Raw genomic sequence first — 21,563 nt, forward strand, 5'->3', positions numbered from 1 at the left:
GTTTCTATGTCCCTATCAAGCAATTTTTCATTAGCCCCTTAAAAAGTAATGCTCTTGATATATACATAATCTCCTACACTTGATGTGCAGTTATTGGACTGCTCTCTTTATTTACACTACTACTCACAAATAACAACTTTAATAATAACAATGTTTGTTTATAAAGTTGCCTATTTTGTGCTCTCTACTTTTCCGTTAGTGAAAGGGACGTCTCTTTTATTCCTTCTAATTCATTTAGTAGATACTTAGCTAACTTTTCAACTGCGGGGGAAGCTACTATTTCTTCGTGTGATCCAGGGACCGAATACATATTCACTCTTCCTTTTAATAAAGGCTTCCAATCCGTAAACAATTCTTTACCTTCCTCAGCACTAAAGTAAATGACTTCCCCAAAATATGGTGTTAAATCATGCTCTGCCATTAAATTCAGACATTTCCTGTGAGCATTGATAATTTGCTTCAAATTCGTAAGATTTGCATCAGGCGGGAGCACTCCTTCCACAATTAATTGCTCAACAAGCATGTCCTGTTGATGAACAAGCTCTTCTTCCTGATCCACTAACTCTATATTGATGAAATGCTCCAATATATAAGATAGCATTTCATCTTCTGTCTTGTAATCCCGTTCTGAAGGCACCTTGGTATCCAATAGTACCAACACCTCAACTTCTTCTCCCTGGTTCCGTAGCATAGTTGCGATTTCATAGGCGATGGCACCGCCCAGAGACCATCCTCCCAGACGATACGGCCCCTCTGGCTGAGCCCGCTTCATTTCCTCGATGTAGAGTTGAACTACTTCCGATAAAATCAACCCGTTCATTCCTTCTTTCTCTACGAGAGGATTCTGTAGACCATAAAATGAGCAGTGATCCTTGAGTAACCTTGCTAGCTGAATGTAACAGAGTACATTACCCATAAACGGGTGAACACAGAAGAAAGGTCTTTTCTCTGATTCTTGTAATGGAACCAGAACCGATAATGATTCTTCCATACGATGATTCTCACGGATGAGACAAGCGATTCCTTCCACTGTCGGATTCTTAATTAGTGCGGGCACCTTAATCTCTTTTCCAAATTTCTCTCTGACCTTTGAAATCAATTTGATTACAAGGAGAGAGTGACCTCCTATATTGAAGAAATCATCGTTTACATGGATATCTTCTAACTGTAGCAAATCCTGCCAGATTGTAATCAGCTGATACTCGATTTCATCCCGTGGGATGATTGGTGTAGAAAAGGTACTTTCTCTTTGAATCGTTAAGCTGTTCAGTGCCTTTCGATCAACCTTCCCATTTGTTGTAAGGGGAATCGCATCAACCTCAATAAAGTGTGCAGGAATCATATAATTCGGTACTTGCCTCTTGAGATGCTCACGCCATTCATGCATACTTCCTTTACCCACCACATAGGCAGCCAATCTCTGATCTCCTGGTTGGTCCTCTCTTATCAAGACTACCGCCTCTTTCACCGATGGATGACTTTCTAAATTCGCTTCAATCTCTCCAAGCTCAATCCGGAATCCTCGAATTTTCACTTGATTATCGATTCTTCCCAGATAATCCAAATGGCCATCAGCTAAATAACGGACTAGATCTCCCGTCCGGTATAACCGTTCTCCTTCATTAAATGGATGTGGAATAAAACGTTCTAACGTTAACTCTGGACGATTCAAGTATCCTCTCGCTAGGCCTGCTCCACCGATATAAAGTTCACCCGTTACACCAACTGGAACAGGTAACAACTTCTCATCCAATACATAGGCTTGAACATTTGGCAACGGACGCCCAATGGTTACTCTCTTACTATCTTTTTTGATACGATAGCATGTCGCATCAACCGTACATTCCGTAGGACCATATACATTATAAAAATGGATATGGTCATTCTCTACTAGTTGTTCCCACAGTGATGGCATAATCGCTTCTCCACCGACCAGTACCTTGCTTGGAACATGAACACTATCGTTTGTTTCTAACAACCCCTCATCTATTAGTAATTGGAGTAGTGAAGGTGTTATATCGAACATTTCCAACTTATTCTCCCGAATATAAGATATAAACTGTTGAGGATCACTGCGAACTTCTGTTGAAATAATATACAAACTAGAACCATACAAAAGCATTTGTAATTGTTTAACGGATGAATCAAAGGCGATTGAGGCATTTAGACCAACGCGCATGTTATCATGTGCCCGATGTGAAAAAACCTCTTTCTGTAAACCATAGGATAGATTTAATACCGAATGATGCTGCACCATAACCCCTTTTGGATTCCCGGTCGAACCTGAAGTGTAGATAACATACGCCAAGTTTTCTCCTGTTACTTTACATATTGGTGAAAGAGTGTTTTCTTGCGAAATCATTGCTTGATCTCGGTCCAAACAAACTGTTTCAACTTCTTCAGGCATCCAACCTTGTGATACTTCGTTCGTAACCAATATTTGAATTCCTGTGTCCTCCAGAATATATCGTAGGTGACTTTCTGGATACGATGGATCCAGCGGAACATAGGCTGATCCAGCTTTCAAGATTCCCATGAGACCGACAATCATCTCCACTGAACGTTGGAAACAAAGCCCGACCAATGACTCCGTCCCAATCCCCATTTTCTGAAGATAATGGGCCAATTGGTTTGCTTTCTCATTCAGCTCTCGATACGTCAACCGCTGATTTTCATCCACCACTGCCACCGCATCAGGTGTACGATCCACTTGATCTTCAAAAAGTTTGTGGATCACACTTTCACGTGGATACGCTGCTGCATTATCATTCCATTCTTCCAGTAGTTGTTTCTGTTCTATTTCCGTAACATACACCAGCTCCGACAGAGTTTGATCAACGTTCTCGATCATTTGCTTTAACACCTGGCTTAAATGCCCCAGCATCCGTTCAATAGTGAGACCATTAAACTTGCTACGATCATACTTCAACTTTAACAACAACTGGCTTTCTGGGACAACTGTCAATCCTAATGGATAATGAGTTTGCTCTACTCCTTCCAACCCACCAATTTCTAGATTTCCTGAGGACTCCTCTTTCACTGGGTAGTTTTCAAACACATACAAGCTATGGAACAGCGGGGTTCCTCTAGGAACTTCACTCCATCCTTGAATCTCTGTCAAAGAAGCATATTCATATTGTCTTCTTTCTATCTCTTCCTCTTGTATCTTCTGCAACCAATCCATTATTTTTATATTATCTATCAACTGAATTCGCGTCGGTGATGTGGTAATAAAAGGACCTACAATGTTTTCAACATCAATAATCTCCGTAGGGCGTCCTGAGCTAGTTACACCATAGACAACTTCATCTTCTCCACTATACCGGCTCATGAGATACGCCCACGCACCTTGAATTACTGTATTCAAAGTGAGCCTATTGCGCTTCGCCCAGTTTTGTAACGCTTGGGTTTGCTCTTCTGATAAATAAGTTACCTTCTCTGTGTAACCTTTTTCTTGCTCTTTACTTTCTAAGCCCAGCAGGGTTGGAGCTGTAAAACCTTTAAGTTTCTCTCTCCAGAATTGCTCCGCCTGCTCCTGATTCTGTTCTCTTAGCCATTGAATATATTTCTTGTATGGCGATGAATTAGGTAAATGCACGGCTTCTCCATTCATTCTCTTCTGGTACACTGTAAGCAATTCGTTAAAGACCAGTGGTAGGCTCCATCCATCCAACAGAATATGGTGATGTGTCCAAACAATTCGATATTCTTCCTCACCTTCTTGAATGACAGTCACCCGCATCAATGGCGCTTTATCAAAAAGAAAGGCTTGTTTTCGATCCAATGCCAAAAAGGCTTTTCTTTTCTCTTCTTTTTCTTCAGCAGTCAGCGTACGCCAATCTTCTACATTCACCTTAAATGGAACACTCTCATACACCACTTGTAAAGGCTCCTCAACTTCATTCCAAAGGAAAGCTGAGCGGAAAATTTCATGCCGCTGAATTATCGATTTCCACGCCAGTTCGAAAGTAGCAATATCCAATTCTCCTCTAATCATGAAACTTAATTGCACTATATACGGCGCTACATGTTCCTCCCCTTGGTCATGCAATGCATGGAAAATCATTCCTTCTTGCAAAGGCGATAGTGGATATAAATCGGTAATCGGATAATTATTTCCACGATTCATCTTGGTTAATACTTTTGTCAAACTGGCTTGGTCAAGATTAGCCATCACAAAATCTGAAACGGTCAGTGCAGATTCTCCATCCGCAGATTGAATCAATTTACTTAGTTGATGGAGCATATTCTCTGCAATACTTTGAATCGTTGATTTCGCATATTGTCCTACATTGTATACCCAAGTGAACTGAAGCTTCCCATCCGTTACCATTCCAATTACATCAATTAAATGCAATCGCTTGGAACCAGAAGCATGATCTAAGCGCTTAAATCCGTTCTCTGGAATAAGTATTGCATCGTCAGAAAACATTTGGTCAAATTGTCCAAGATAGTTAAAACTAATAGACGGTGTATGTTGAGACCCCCATTGCTCACACATTGTTGTGTTCAGATACCGCAAAATTCCATGGTCAACACCCTTATTAGGAATTTTACGCACTTGTTCTTTAACTGCTTTTAATGCTGCAATTGGCGTGTCGGCACCGGTAATATTTAAGTGAACAGGATAAATACTTGTAAACCACCCCACGGTTCTAGATAGGTCAACGTCTTCGATAATCTCTTCCCGACCATGCCCCTCCAAATCCACGGTCAGCGTCGGATGACCTGTCCATGCTGCCGTAGCCTGTACCAATGCTGTTAATAGTACTTCATTGATTTGGACACGATGAGTGCTTGAAATCTCTTTCAATAACGTACGGGTCTCTTTCTCATCCAGCACCACGGTAATCTCCTCGTTTCCTGTGTTTGCTGGAACTTCGAGGGTGGTATCCACTGGTAGCATAGCCACTTCTTGTTCGGATTGCTGCTCCCAGTAATCACGCACTTCTTGCACAATCCCAGCTTCAGCGTAATGATGCAATTTCTCCGACCACGCTTTAAAGGATGTACTCTTTGTAGGTAATTGGATCATCTGATCCTTGCTCGCTTGATTATACGCCGTTTGCAGATCCTCCAGTAAAATCCGCCAAGAAACACCATCCACTGCTAAGTGATGAATCACCCAGAATAATCGGCCGGCTCTTTTCTCACCTTCATCAAAATACACCATTCTCATTAGCGGTCCTGCGTGTAAGTGCAAGCTTGCTTGTGCAGTGTCAATCTCCGTTTGAATCACTTGATGCCATTCTGCTTGCGGCACTTCTTCTAATGAAATAACGGTCAGCGTCGATTGTTCTTCGATTCCTTCGTTCCGCTGTTTCCAAGCTCCATTCGGTAACCGTTCATATCTTAAACGCAAGGCATCATGATGGATTAGAAGGGTACGCACAGCTTTCTCCAGTAATACTATATCCAGTCGCTCTTTTGTTCTAAAAAACATGGATTGATTCCAATGGTGTGGGTTTGGATGATCTTGTGCAAAAAACCATTGCTGGATTGGTGTAAGGATCAGTTCTCCAGTTACAACTCCCTGCTCTGCTTGTACACCCCGTTCTTCATTGACTACTTGCGCCAACTCAGCAATCGTTTGGTGTTCAAACATTTGCTTTGGCGTCAATTGCAAACCTGCTTGCTTCGCACGAGAGACAATCTGAATGCTGAGAATCGAGTCTCCACCAATTTCAAAGAAGTTATCATGGATTCCCACCTTTTTAATCCCTAATACTTGCTTCCAAATGGTGGCCAGTGTTTCTTCGTTACCATTCCGCGTGGCAACACATTCACTTTCGATTTTCCTCTCCTCTGGTACAGGTAAGGCCTTACGATCAACTTTTCCGTTAGCAGTTAGTGGAATGGCTTCCATCATCACAAATCCTGAAGGAACCATATGGCTTGGTAGTTCCGCCTTGAGATAATCTCTCCACTCGCCTACATTCCCATCACCCACGACATATGCCACCAACCGTTTATCACCCGGCTGATCTTCTCGAACAATTACAACAGCCTCTTTTATGGAGACATGTGCGTTTAAAGCAGATTCAATTTCTCCGAGCTCAATTCGGAAACCACGGATTTTCACCTGGTGATCAATCCGCCCAAGATAATCCAGATTTCCATCAGGTAAGTATCTCGCTAAGTCTCCTGTCCGATATAATCGCGCTCCTGGGTCACTACTGAATGGATGAGGAATGAAACGCTCTGCAGTCAATTCGGGTCTGTTTAAATATCCACGTGCAAGTCCTGCTCCACCAATATATAGTTCGCCAGCTACGCCAATAGGCACAGGTTGTTGACAAGCGTCTAGTACATACACTTCTAAATCTGGAATCTGTTTTCCTATATTACTTCTTGAAGCATGCTGCACATCATCTTGAGTAATTGGATAATACGTAACATGAACGGTAGTTTCTGTAATTCCATACATATTAATTAACTGTGGTTCCTGCTCTCCATACCTTTGAAACCATGGTACCAAGCTGGTAGGATCGAGTGCTTCCCCACCAAATATGACATAGCGCAGATGCAAGTCTTTCTTCTCATCTTCTTGTTCACACACTTGTATCAATTGTCGAAATGCGGATGGTGTCTGATTAAGAACCGTAACCTTTTCCTTTACTAACAGTTGATAGAAATCCTTGGGCGATCGACTAATCCAGTAAGGAACAACAATCAATCTTCCGCCATGGAGTAATGCCCCCCAAATCTCCCATACCGAGAAGTCAAACGCATAAGAATGGAAAAGCGTCCAAGTATCTTTTTCATCAAACTGATACCAACATTCCGTCGATTTAAATAAACGAATCACATTGTGATGCTCTACCATAACTCCCTTCGGATTCCCTGTTGATCCCGAAGTATAGATTACATACGCCAAGTTTTCTCCTGTCACTTCACATATTGGTGAAAGGGTGCTTTCTCGCGAAATCATCGCTTTATCCCGATCCAAACAAACTGTTTTGATTTCTTCAGTTATCCAACCTTCTAATGCTTCGTTCGTGACCAATACTTGAATCCCTGTGTCCTCCAGAATATATCGTAGGCGACTTTCTGGATACGATGGATCCAATGGAACATAGGCTGCCCCAGCTTTCAAGATCCCCATGAGACCGACAATCATCTCAACTGAACGCTGGAAGCAGAGACCAACCAATGACTCGCTCCCAATCCCACATTTCTGGAGATAATGTGCCAATTGGTTTGCTTTTTCATTCAGCTCTCGATAGGTTAACTGCTGTTTTTCATCTACCACTGCCACCGCGTCAGGTGTACGATTTACTTGCTCTTCATACAGCTGATGAATCCCAAATTCCTGTGGATATGCTACAGCATTATTATTCCACTCTTCTAACTGTTTTTGCTGTAATCCTGACAGTATCGGCAACTTAGCTAATGATTTATCAGGATGTTCCACGATTAAATTCAACCAGTTTCCAAAATTTTCAGCTATGGATTCAATAGTTAAACTGTCAAATAAATCAGTCCTATAAACAAAAGTAAGCAATAAGCCCTCTTCCACTTCTGCGGCAGTTAAACTTAAATCAAATTTGGCGATTGAAGCGTGGCTGTCCATTACTTCTATACTTCGTCCATGTAGCTGTGGTAGCTCTTGTCCCGTATTTTGCAAAGTAAACATGGTTTGGAAAATCGGAGAATGACTTGTACTTCGTTCAGGTTGGATAACCTCCACAATTTTCTCAAACGGAACATCTTGGTACTCATATGCCTTCAATGCTTTTATCCGCACTTGAGACAACAACTCTTTAAATGCCGGTGCGCCACTTAAATCAGCCCGATAGACTAACGTATTGACAAAGAAACCAATCAATCCTTCAATCTCTCGATAATTTCGATTCGCAATTGGGCTTCCAACAAGAATCTCTGATTGTCCTGTATAACGGGCAAGGAAACTTTGATAAGATGCCAATAAGGTCATGAAAAGCGTTGCCCCTTCTTGACGACTAAGTTCGTTTAATTTATCCAGTAATGAGCGTGACAACAACACATTATGAGTTAATCCATGGTGGGTTTGTACCGGAGGACGGGGACGATCCATCGGCAACATTAAGACTGGTAACTCACCAGACAGTTCTTCCTTCCAATATGCAAGCTGTTGATTTAGTACTTCCTCTTTTAACCAATCCCTTTGCCATTGAGCAAAATCGGCATATTGAACTGGTAATGGTGCGAGCTCTGCTGGTTTTTCGCCAATCGCCTCCTCATAAAATACCATCCATTCTTGGAGCAAGATTTCCATCGACCATCCATCCGAGATAATATGATGCATATTACACAGAAGAACCCATTCTTCTTCTGAAATTTTCACGATTTGTCCACGGAACAATGGCCCTTGCTCTAAGTCAAATGGGGATTCGACTTCAGTTTGAATCCATTGCTCCACTTCTCTTTCTCTCTCTTCTGGAGAAATCTTAGTTAAATCAATTTGTGGAAGGGAACGGAAAGTATACGGTTGAATCTTCTGCACAGGATGACCGTCCACTTCATGAAATACTGTCCGCAATGATTCATGACGCTCTATCAACTGATTCCATCCCAACTCCAATGCTTCTAGTAACCAATTTCCTGTAAGACGGCATACCATCGGCATATTATAAAGTGCACTATTAGGTGTAAATTGATCGATAAACCATAAGCGCTGTTGAGCATAAGAAAGTGGAATGGCATTTCCTCGTTCCATCGGCATCAATGGTGGAGTTTCTCGTTTTTTGCCTCCCTTACGTAACTGATCTAATCGCTTCGCCAGTGCCTCCACCGTTGAATACTCGAACAGTTCACGCACCAGTAGTTTTATTTGAAAGACTTCTTGTAAACGTGAAACCACTTGAGTAGCAAGTAGAGAATGACCACCAAGTTCAAAGAAAGAATCCTGAACACCTATATTTTCTATTCCTAGCACTTGACTCCACACTGAAGCGATAAGTTCTTCTAGCGGAGTTCGTGCGTGAACGGTATTTTCAGTAGATAATTTGCTAGGTATTGGCAATGCCTTTAAATCAAGTTTTCCATTCGGTGTAAGTGGTAAAAATTCCATCTCAATAAAGTTTGTTGGGACCATATAATTTGGTAAATGTGTTTGTAGATGCTCTCGCCATTCTTGGACACTTCCTTCACCAACTACATAAGCTACTAATCTCTTGTCGCCTGGATCATCCTCTCGTACCAATACAACCGCTTCTTTCACAGAAGAATGTGCCTGCAAAACTGCTTCTATTTCTCCCAATTCAATCCGGAAACCACGAATTTTCACTTGGTCATCTATACGACCATGGAACTGGAGAGCACCATCAGAAAGATAACTTGCTTTGTCTCCGGTGTAATAGAGACGCTCTCCTGACTTGAATGGATGCGAAATAAATTTTTCCTTTGTAAGGTCCGGACGATTAGCATATCCACGAGCAAGACTCTTCCCTCCAATATAGAGATCTCCAATCACACCACTTGGTACTAGCTGAAGATGAGAATCTAACACATAAACTTCTGTATTCGCAATCGGTCGACCAATCGATGGCGTACCTGTTGTCACTCCTACAGGTACATAACAATCCGTGGTAACAACGGTATTTTCCGATGGACCATACTGATTGATTACCGCAAAAGGAATATCGTTAGATGGATACTGCGTTAATTGATCCCCGCCGGTAATGATAAAACGAAGATCCGTTTTACCTGGCCAAGATAATTTCAAGAGTCTTTCCAGAATAGGCGTAGGTGCAAAACTAGCTGTTATTCGCGAATCAATGAGCCAGTCTCTTAGTGCTTCTGGATTAATTCTCAGTTCCTCTGTTGACAAGTAGAGTGCTGCACCAGCAGTTAGATACGGCCAAATCTCCTGGACAGCCGAATCAAAAGCAATCCCTGCAATCTGAGTCGCACGATCCTCTGCTGTAATACGATAAACTTCTTGATGCCAAGAAACCATATTCATTAATGAGCGATATTCAATCATGACACCCTTTGGCTTTCCTGTAGAACCAGAGGTATAGACAATGTAAGCTAAGTTCTCTGGATTTATCTGCCGTGTAGGTGCGATTACGCTTTCCACTGTTAACTCTTCTAACCTCACCATTTCGACCTGTTCGAAAAGGCCTTCTTGTCCTTCCGCCGTCACTACAAATTGAATTCCTGCATCTTCAATCATGTATTCTAACCTTGATTTTGGATACAACGGATCTAAAACGACATAAGCTCCACCAGCTTTTAATATGCCTAGTAAACTTACCATGAGCTCAGCCGACCTCGGAAGATAAACTCCCACGACTGACTCTGGAGCAACTCCTTTTCGCTGTAAAACATTTGCCAACTGATTTGCTTGTGCATCCAGTTCACCGTAAGTCCAATCTTTTGTTTGATCAACTACCGCAATCGCTTCAGGACGCTTTGCTACTTGTTCCTCAAATCTGTCGCAAATAAGACCCTGTGGGGGCATTTCCATTACAGTGTCATTCCATGTTTCTAATAACAAAGTACGCTCAGGTTCCGATAGCATGCTCAGACTATGCAACGGATTTTGCGGGTAATGGGAAACTTCGTGTAGCCATTTCTCAAAGTGCCCTGCCATCCGTTCAATAGTTGTGGCATTGAATAAATCCTTATTGTATTCAAAAGTAAAAAGTAATCCCTCTTCCGTCTCAGCTACCATTACGCTTAAATCAAACTTTGCGATTGGACTATGGCTTTCTATCATTTCAATACTTCTACCAGATAACACCGGGAACTCTTGTTTCATATTTTGCAAGATGAACATAGTCTGGAAGATTGGCGAATGACTTGTACTCCGCTCTGGTTGTACAACTTCCACAATTTTTTCAAAAGGGATATCTTGATACTCATACGCCTTCAATGCTTTTTGACGAACCTGAGACAGAACATCCTGAAATGTCGGTCTACCACTTAGATTAGCCCGATATACCAAGGTGTTGACGAAGAAACCAATAAGTCCTTCAATTTCTCTATAATTTCGATTAGCAATTGGACTTCCGACCAGAATATCTTCTTGTCCCGTATAGCGGGATAGAAAACTTTGATATGCAGCTAACAGGGTCATGAAGAGTGTAGCCCCTTCTTGACGACTAAATTCATTTAATTTGTCATGTAGCGTGCTTGGCAGAACCAGGGTGTATGTCGACCCATGATGAGTTTGTATTGCGGGACGCGGGCGATCCATAGGAAGTTGGAGTACAGGAAGCTCCCCAGACAATTCTTCCCTCCAATATTGGAGTTGTTGATCAAGCACTTCCTCCTTCAGCCATCCTTTTTGCCACTGAGCGAAGTCGGCATATTGAACCGGTAATGGTTCAAGTTCTGCTATCTTTCCATCCGTAGCTTTCTCATAGAATGCCATCCATTCTTCAAGTAGGACCCCCATTGACCATCCATCTGAAATGATATGATGTAAAGTACAAAGGAGAATCCATTCTTCCTCTCCCACTTGCAAAATACTTGTCCTGATTAGTGGGCCCTCTGTTAAATCAAATGGCACTTCTGTTTCTTGTTGAATCAAACGTTTAACTTCTTCTTCTCGGTCTTCTGGAGAAAGCATAGTTAAATCCGTTTTCGGAATTGATCGAAAAGCATACGGTTCAATTTGCTGCACGGGCTGACCGTTCACTTCGTGAAAGACCGTCCGCAATGATTCATGACGCTCTATGAGCTGATTCCATCCCTTTTCCAATGCCTCAGGTAGCCAACTCCCTGTAAGGCGGCATACCATTGGCATATTGTAAAGGGCGCTATTAGGTATAAATTGATCGATAAACCATAAGCGCTGTTGGGCATAAGAGAGCGGAATAGTTTCCCCTCTTTCCATCGGCATTAGTGGCGGAATCTCTCGTTTTCTATCTCCTTTACGTAACTGATCTAATCGCTTTGCCAGTGACTCCACCGTTGCATACTCAAATAGTTCACGTACCGGTAATTCGATTTGAAAGATTTCTTGTAAGCGTGAAACTACTTGAGTAGCTAGCAGCGAGTGACCACCAATCTCAAAAAAAGAATCCTGAACACTTATATTTTTTATACCTAACACTTGGCCCCATACGGAAACAATGAGCTCCTCTACTGGTGTTCGTGATGAAGTAGTAATATCTTCACTTATGAACTGTGCCTCCAATTCCAATAAAGCTTTCCGATTCACCTTACCATTTGGAGTGAGTGGCATCCCTTCAACTTGGAAGAAGTATGCCGGAACCATATAATGTGGCAATTGCTTCTTAAGATATTCACGCCACTCTCCTGTATCCCCTTCACCCACTACATAAGCTACTAACTGCTTATCTCCTGGTCGATCTTCCTTCACCAACACGACAGCCTCTTTTACAGATGAGTGATCATGTAAAGCTGCTTCGATTTCTCCCAGTTCAATTCGGAATCCTCTGATTTTAACTTGGTTATCCATTCTTCCAATATACTCCAAGTTACGATCATTCATATATCTCACCAGGTCACCCGTTCGATATAATCGTTCCCCTTCCTTAAAGGGATGCGGAATAAAACGCTCAGTAGTTAACTCTGGTCGATTGAAGTAGCCACGTGCCAATCCTACTCCTCCAAGGTAAAGTTCCCCCGCCACACCAATCGGTACCACCTGTTGATGTTGATCTAACACATACAACTCTGTATTATCAATTGGACGACCAATTGGAATAAGCATAGGTTCTTTTTCTAAATCACAATTATAATAAGTCACATCCACAGTCGCTTCGGTAGGACCATACAAGTTAATTAACTTTGTTTGCTGAACATCGTAAAATACCCCCTTAAAGCGGCGAACCTGTTCAGTATTTAATGCTTCTCCACTAGTAAAAACCTGATTTAAAGACGCTACATCCCTTTTCGAATTATATTGTTCCATATAATCCAAGAAAGTAGATAACATCGACGGAACAAAGTGAATGGTGTTCACACGATATCGTTCGATATACTCCTCAATCACCGCAGGATCTTTCTCTCCTCCTGGTGGAAGCAAACAAACACGTGCTCCTACAAATGACCACCAAAATAATTCCCAGACAGAAACATCAAACGAAAACGGTGTCTTTTGTAGAATTGTATCCTCCTCAGATAATGGATATTTTTTCTGCATCCACTGTAGGCGGTTGATAACCGAATGGTGTTCAATCATTACTCCCTTCGGATTTCCCGTCGAACCCGAAGTATATATGATATAGGCTAAGTTATTTGCAGTTACTCCACTTACCGGAGCCAAATTACTCTCTTTAGAAATCATTACTTGATCCCGGTCTAAACAAATTGCTTGAATATCTTTAGGTAACCAGTCCTGTAGTGCCTCGTTTGTTAACAGCACTTGAATTTGTGAATTCTCTAAAATGTATCTCAGGCGGTTTTCGGGATAACTTGGGTCCAGTGGGACATAAGCCCCTCCTGCTTTCAAAATCCCAAAGAGACCAATAATCATATCAGGAGAGCGTTCAACACATATACCAACCAATGATTCAGGTCCTATACCTCGTTTTTGTAGATAATGTGCCAATTGGTTCGATTTTTCATTGAGTTCTTGATACGTTAACTTTCCACCCTCATAAACTACCGCCACTGCATCAGGTGTACGTGCCACTTGCTGCTCAAATAGCTCATGAATCATACACTCATGACCATAAACTATGTCAGTATCATTCCATTCTTCTAGGAGTTGTTTCTGCTCTGTGTCCGATAACATTGACAGCTTTGTATATGATTCATCTGGATGATACGCGATTTCATTTAACCAGTTCTCAAAATGGCCTGCCATACGTGCAACGGTACTACTATCAAATAAATCCGTGTTGTATTCAAATGAGACAAATAGACCTTCTTCCACTTCGTAGGCAGTTAAACTCAGATCAAATTTTACAATAGACATATTACTTTCTACCATTTCGATACTTCTACCAGACAAATCTAGTCGTTCTTGTTTTATATTCTGTAGTGTAAACATGGTCTGAAAGATAGGAGAATGACTCATACTTCGTTCAGGTTGCACAGCTTCTACCACTTTTTCAAATGGTATATCTTGATATTCGTAAGCTTTTAACGCCTTTTTCTTTGTTTGGTTCAAAATCTCCCGAAAAGTAGGGGTGCCACTCAAATCTGATCGGTAAACCAACGTATTAACAAAGAAACCGATTAATCCTTCTACTCCCTTATGATTCCGATTTGCAATCGGACTTCCGACTAGAATATCTTTTTGCCCCGTATAACGAGCAAGAAAGCTCTGGTATGCAGCCATTAAAGTCATAAATAAGGTAGATCCTTCTTGTCGACTTATATCCTTTAATTGATTGAGTAATCTATAAGGAAAAATCACGTGATGCGTATCCCCAGCGTAAGTTTGCGTAACCGGTCGAGGTCGGTCCACTGGCAGTTGTAATATAGGAAGCTCCCCAGACAATTCTTCCTCCCAATACGTAAGTTGACGATTTAACACATCACCTTGCAACCACTCCTTTTGCCACTTCGCAAAGTCTGCATATTGAATGGATAGTGAACTTAATTTAGCAGGATTCCCGCCCGTTTCTTCTTCATAGAAAGTAAGTAATTCATTCATGAGTATACCGATGGACCAAGCATCAGAAATAATATGATGCATCGTACATAGTAATAACCATTCATCCTTTCCTAATTGAACAAGCTGATTACGAATTAAAGGGCCATTCATTAAATCAAATGGTTCTTGCGCTTCTCTCGCAATTAAACTATCTACCTCTTTTTCTTTTACTTCTAGAGGAAGTTGCGAGTAATCCCTTACGGGTAATGCTCTAGGAAGGAATTCGACAATTTGTTGTACAGGTTGTTCTCCTACTTCTTTAAAAACGGTTCGTAATGATTCATGACGTTCAATGAGTCGATTGAATCCCTTTTCTAATGCTTCAGGAATCCAATTTCCTTTTAGATGCCATACAGTTGGAATATTATATAAAGAACTGTTTGGGTTAAATCTGTCCATAAACCACAAACGTTGTTGTGCATAAGACAACGGAAGTGCTTCTTTATTCTCCTTTTTTTGCATTTTCTTCTGAAGCCAAGCTCTTTTCTCAGGAGAAAGTGAACTCAGCTTTGCATGTAAATCACTTCTCATTTTTTTACCCCTTCCTCAACTAACTTACTCTCGAATATTCCTTGTGCTTCTTCCTCTGATAGCTCTTCTAATTGCTTAAGTAGTTCAAGTAATTCTTCATCATTACTCACTTCTGCTTCTTTTTGAATATAGTCTTGAAGACTTACATTCTCCTTACTATCATTCTGTATTTCTTGATTTTTGTTATAGAACAATTGATCAATCTGTTTTGCCAATTGTTGCACCGTATGAAACGTAAATAGATCATGCAATGGTAACTCGATTCCAAAAGCCTCTTTAAGATTGGAAACAGCTTGTGTAGCAAGTAATGAATGCCCACCTATTTCAAAAAACGAATCCTGCACTCCAATATTTTCTACACCTAAAACTTGATGCCATATTGAAACGATTGTTTTTTCCGTAGGTGTACGGGGAGCAATATAACCCCTCACTATCTCCTGTCTCTCTGGTACTGGTAAGGCCTTCCTATCAATCTTTCCATTTGGAGTGAGTGGAAATGCATTCAATCCGACAAAATAGGCTGGAATCATGTAATTTGGTAGCTGGTCCTTGAGATAATCACGCCACTTATGAGCATCCCCATCTCCCACAACATAGGCAATCAAACGTGGATCACCAAGATAATCTTCCCGCACCATCACAAGAACTTCGTTAACTAATGTATGCTTTTGCAATGTCGCTTCAATTTCTCCTAGTTCAATCCGGAACCCACGAATTTTTACCTGATGATCGATTCGGCCAAGATACTCCAAATTTCCATCTGGCAGATACCTTACTAGGTCTCCAGTCCGGTATACTCGCTCTCCTTCTTTAAACGGATGCGGTATAAAACAATCTTGCGTTAAGTCAGGACGGTTTAAGTATCCACGTGCTAATCCTGATCCACCAATGTAAAGCTCACCAACTACACCAATTGGAACCATTTTTTGTTCAGCACTCAGTACATATACTTCTGCATTGAAGACTGGTTTACCAATTGGTGGTACCCTATACATGACACCCTTTTCTAATTCCATATATGTGGAATACGTAGTATCTTCGGACGGTCCATATAGGTTGTACACCTTCTCAATCGTACTTCTCTCGTATAAATCTTGAACGAGTGAATATGGTAATGGTTCTCCAGCCAAATTCATCACCTTTACCGAAGAAGGAATTGTTTTTGCGCGAACCAGTTCCTTCGCTGCCGATGGCACAGTATTGACCAAAGTCACACCCTTGGTAGACAACTTGTCTAGATGTAGAGCATTTTCAGCGACAATCACCTTACCACCCATCGTTAAGGGAACAAACACTTCAAAAACGGATAGATCAAAGGATAGCGAAGTTGAAGCTAATACTCCCGCTAATTCCTTTTGGGAATATGTGTGATGCGCCCAATGAATCATTGTTACTGTATTCCTGTGCTCAATCATTACCCCCTTTGGATTTCCAGTGGAACCTGAAGTATAGATAATATAGGCTAAATTATCGCCCGTCACTTCACTGGTACACACTGTAGTTACTTCTTGTTCTATTTCTTCTCGATCACGATCAATACAAATCACGGCAACGGATTTAGTTATAACCATTTTTTGTTGTAACTTTTCCTGTGTCACCAGTACCTTTATTTGAGCATCCTCTAAAATGTATTGCAGTCGACTTTCCGGATACGCTGGATCAATTGGGACATATGCTCCTCCTGCCTTCATAATTCCTAAGAGGCCGACAATCATCTCGGATGAACGTGTAACGCAAATCCCAACCAATGATTCGCATGCAACACCATTTTTCTGTAAATAATGTGCCAGCTGATTCGAGCGTTCGTCCAACTCTCGATATGTTAGTTCTTCATCTTCGCACACTACTGCAATTGCTTCTGGTGTTTTTTTCACTTGTTCTTCAAACAATGTATGAATCGTGCTTTCTTGTATATCTACAACACCTGATTCATTCCATTCCTCTATTAATTGCTTATATTCTGCTTTCGATAACATATTCAGTTCAGATAATAAATATTTTGGATGAGAGACAATTTGATTTAACCAATGTTCAAAATGACTTGCCATGCGTTCAATGGTTGTATCATTAAACAAATCAGTATTGTATTCAAAGGTTAGCGATAATCCTTCTTCCGTCTCAGAAGCAAATAAACTCAAATCAAATTTCGCAACAGAAGCATGACTTTCCATGAGTTCCATGTTTCTTTCAGATAGCTGAGGAAACGCTTGTTTCGTATTCTGTAAAGTAAACATGGTTTGAAATATCGGTGAATGACTTGTATTCCGTTCCGGTTTTACAGATTCCACCACTTTCTCAAATGGAATGTCCTGATACTCGTAGGCTTTTAGTGCTTTTTTTCGTACCTGCGACAAAAGTTCTTGGAACGTCGGATTTTCACTGAAATCTGCTCGATAAACCAACGTATTTGCAAAGAAACCTATTAATCCCTCAATCTCTTTAACATTTCGATTTGCAATTGGGCTTCCAACCAAGATGTCGTCTTGTCCTGTATAACGAGAAAGGAAGCTTTGATACGCTGCCATCAATGTCATAAATAAAGTGCATCCTTCTTGCAGACTTAAATCTTTGAGCTTTTCCTGTAGGGAATTCGCCACCGTTAAGGACTGACTTGCACCACGGTGGGTTTGAACCGCAGGTCGAGGACGATCCATCGGTAATTGTAAAACCGGTAGCTCCCCAGATAATTCTTCCTTCCAATATTGAAGGTGCTGATCCAAATTCTCTTCTTTTTGCCATTCCTTCTGCCACATGACAAAGTCTGCATATTGGATAGATAACTCCTTCAATTCCACCGGTTTTCCGCTTAGTGCTCCTTCATAAAAAGCCATCCATTCTTCAAGTAAGATTCCCATTGACCATCCATCTGAAATAATATGATGCATCGTACAAAGGAGAACCCATTCTTCCCTGTCCACTTTCAATATTCGTGCTCGAATTAGAGGACCTTGTCCAAAATGAAATGGTTCCTCCGCTTCGTTTTGAATGAGCCGTTTCATTTCTCTTTCCCTATCTTCTAAAGAGAGATCTGTTAGATCCGTTTGAGAGATATGTCTGAATACATGAGATTGAACCTGTTGAAAAGGTTCACCCTCTTGTTTTAGAATTATCGTTCGTAATGATTCATGACGCTCAAACAACTGATTCCATCCGGATTCCAATGCTTCAATTGACCATTTACCTGTTAAGCGACACGCTGCATGAATATTGTACATCGCACTATTTGGCATTAATTGTTCAATAAACCATAGACGTTTCTGCGCATAGGAAAGTGGAATAGATTCTTCTCGTGTCATAGGTACAAGGGGTGGAACCTCTCGTTTTTTATCTTCTTTGCGCAACTGATCTACTCGTTTCGCTAATGCTTCCACTGTATCGTGCTTGAAAAGTTCACGTAATGGGATTTTGATTTGGAACAATTCTTGCAATCGAGAGACGATTTGAGTAGCAAGTAGTGAGTGACCACCACTTTCAAAGAAGGAATCCTGAATACCAATATTTTCTGTCCCTAACACTTGACCCCAAACCGAGGCAATAAGCTCTTCCGATGGCGTTCGAGGTAGAACATTTAAATCTCCAATAGCTTGCTCATCAGGTGCTGGCAAGGCCTTTCGGTCAATTTTCCCATTCGGAGTAAGCGGGAAGTGTTCTAACTCTACAAAGTGAGCTGGAATCATATGATTCGGTAATTGGTTTTGTAAATACTCTCTCCACTCTTGGGTATTTCCATCGCTTATTACATATGCAACCAATCGTTGATCACCTGGACGGTCTTCTCTAACTAATACGACAGCCTCTTTAATAAACGAACATTTTTCTAAAGTCGCTTCAATTTCTCCTAATTCAATCCTAAAACCGCGCATTTTTACTTGATGGTCCATTCTACCTATAAATTCTATATTTCCATCAGTTAGATATCTTACTGAATCTCCTGTTCGATATAGTCGTCCCCCCAATCGAAATGGATGCGAAACGAATTTTTCAGCAGTAAGATTCGGACGATTTAAGTATCCACGTGCTAAACCAGCACCACCAATATATAACTCACCCTCAATTCCTATTGATTGCAAGCGTTGATTTTGGTCTAATACATATAATTGCGTGTTCTGTATTGGCTGCCCAATAGAAACAAATTCTTGATTAGGCTGAATATCAAATGCATTTACATAAATAGTGGCTTCAGTTGGTCCATAAAAGTTGGTTAATTTCACTTGTCCACTATAATTCCATTTCTGTTGAAATCGTCTAACTAACCCTGAACTTAGTTCTTCTCCACCAGAAAATACATGGCGTACGGACGAACAATTCATGTTCAATTCAATATGATTGAAGTGATCTAAGAAAACAGATAACATCGAAGGTACAAATTGAACTATAGTAACCTGATGTTTTTTAATCACTTCAGCTATAATAGAAGGATCTTTTTCTCCACCTCGAGGTAGGAAAGATACACTTGCTCCAACGTGAATACCCCAAAATAACTCCCAAACAGATACATCAAATGAGAATGGGGTTTTCTGCAAGACCACATCCTTTTCAGAAAGTGGATATTTATGTTGCATCCATTCTAGGTAATTGATTACTGAATGATGCTCAATCATCACTCCCTTTGGATTACCTGTAGATCCTGAAGTATACATAACATACGCTAAACTTCTCCCTGTTACACCACTTATACATGGGATTGATTCTTCTTTTTTAATTGCAGTATAATCTTTATTCATACAAATCGTTTCAACATCTTCAGATATATATAAATTTTTTGAATTTTCTTCCGTCACTAGTACTTCGATTCCAGCATCCTCTAATATATAACGAAGCCGACTCTCTGGATAAGTAGGATCAAGTGGAACATACGCCCCTCCTGATTTTAGAATACCTAATAACGCTATCATCATTTGTAATGAACGTTCCATATATACCCCGACTAGAGACTCTGAACCTACACCACGCTTTTGTAAATAATGTGCTAGCTGATTCGCACGCTCATCCAACTCTCTATAGGTAATTTGTTCATTTTCGTACATAGCTGCGATTGCTTCTGGATTTTTCTTGACTTGCTCCTCAAACACCGTATGAATCATGCCTTCAGCTGAATATTTTACTTGAGTATTATTCCATTCCTCTAGTAACTGTGTCTGCTCTTCCACTGTTAAATGAGTAATTTCAAAGAGTTTTGAATCTAAGCTCTTCGTCATCTGAATTAATATTTGCAATAAGTGACCCTGAATCCGATTTATTGTTTCTTCATTAAAATAGCTTCGATCATACATCAACTTTAAAGTAATTTTCTTACCGGGCATTACAATGAGTGTTAAAGGATAATTTGTTTGTTCCGCGCTTTTAACATCTAGTAATCTTAAATCATCATTTCTCTTACCTTGAATTGGATAATTTTCAAACACATACAAGGTATGAAATAAGGAACTATTCCGCGGAACCTCACTCCACCCTTGAATATCAACCAACGAATTATGCTCATATTGTCTTCGTTCCATTTCTTTCATCTGTATTTTACGAAGCCAATCTACTACTGATGTATCATCCGTTAATCGAATTCTCGTAGGTAATGTGTTAATAAATAGACCTACCATATTCTCTGCTCCTATCAAATCAGTAGGACGTCCAGAGCTAGTTATGCCAAATACGATGTCACTTTCACCGCTATACCTACTCATCAAATAGGCCCATGCGCCTTGTACTAACGTATTCAATGTTAATCGACTATTTCGTACCCACTCTTGTAAATTCTCAGTGAGTTCCTCAGATATCTGATAAACACACTCTCCATAGCCCTTCTCCTGTTCTTGATCCTTTCTTTCCATCGCTAATGGCGTAGGTGCATAAAACCCCTTTAATTCTTCTGTCCAAAATTCCTCTGCTTGACTTTGATCTTGTTTATTTATCCACTGGATATATTTTTTATAAGGAAGAGATTTAGGAAGATTCAACAATTCTCCCTTTATCATCTTGAGATAAACTTCCATCACTTCACTAAAGACCAATGACACACTCCACCCATCTAGCAAAATATGATGATGTGTCCAAATGATTCTCGTTTCCTCTTCTGCTTCTTTAATCGCAGTGACTCTCATCAACGGTGCTTGATCTAATAAAAATCCTTTTCTACGATCTGCAGTCAAAAACTGGTGTAATTTCTTCTCCCTCTCCTCATGCGAATGGGCACTCCAATCCTCTTGATGAATAGTAAAAGGAAGACGTTGGTAAACTGCTTGCAGAGGTTTTTCTACTTCCTCCCACACAAATACTGAGCGTAGAACTTCATGTCGATGAATAACATATTCCCAAGCCTTTTCAAAAGTAGCAACATCCAATTGCCCCCCGAGCAAGAAGCCTACTTGTACAATGTAGGAAAAAGAATGTTCATCATCTTGATCGTATAAAGTATGAAACAATATTCCTTTTTGCAAAGGTGATAATCCATATATATCTATAACGTCTCCCATCT

The 21,563-nt window shown here is 40.7% G+C and carries 2 protein-coding genes; both read right to left on the minus strand.

What is annotated here, in order from left to right; genetic code table 11:
- Positions 1-184: 184 nt before the first annotated feature.
- Positions 185-15,094 (minus strand): non-ribosomal peptide synthetase, encoded by a 14,910-nt coding sequence (locus MR155_RS27195; RefSeq protein ID WP_242311567.1) that lies wholly within the window; start codon positions 15,092-15,094, stop codon positions 185-187.
- The gene (locus tag MR155_RS27200) at positions 15,091-21,561 is read right to left on the minus strand and encodes a non-ribosomal peptide synthetase (protein ID WP_242311568.1); all 6,471 of its coding nucleotides are present in this window, start codon (positions 21,559-21,561) and stop codon (positions 15,091-15,093) included. Before MR155_RS27200 ends, MR155_RS27195 begins: the two co-directional genes overlap by 4 nt.
- Positions 21,562-21,563 lie beyond the last annotated feature (2 nt).

The organism is Bacillus cereus group sp. BfR-BA-01331 (genome assembly GCF_022663915.1).
GTDB lineage: Bacteria > Bacillota > Bacilli > Bacillales > Bacillaceae_G > Bacillus_A > Bacillus_A mycoides.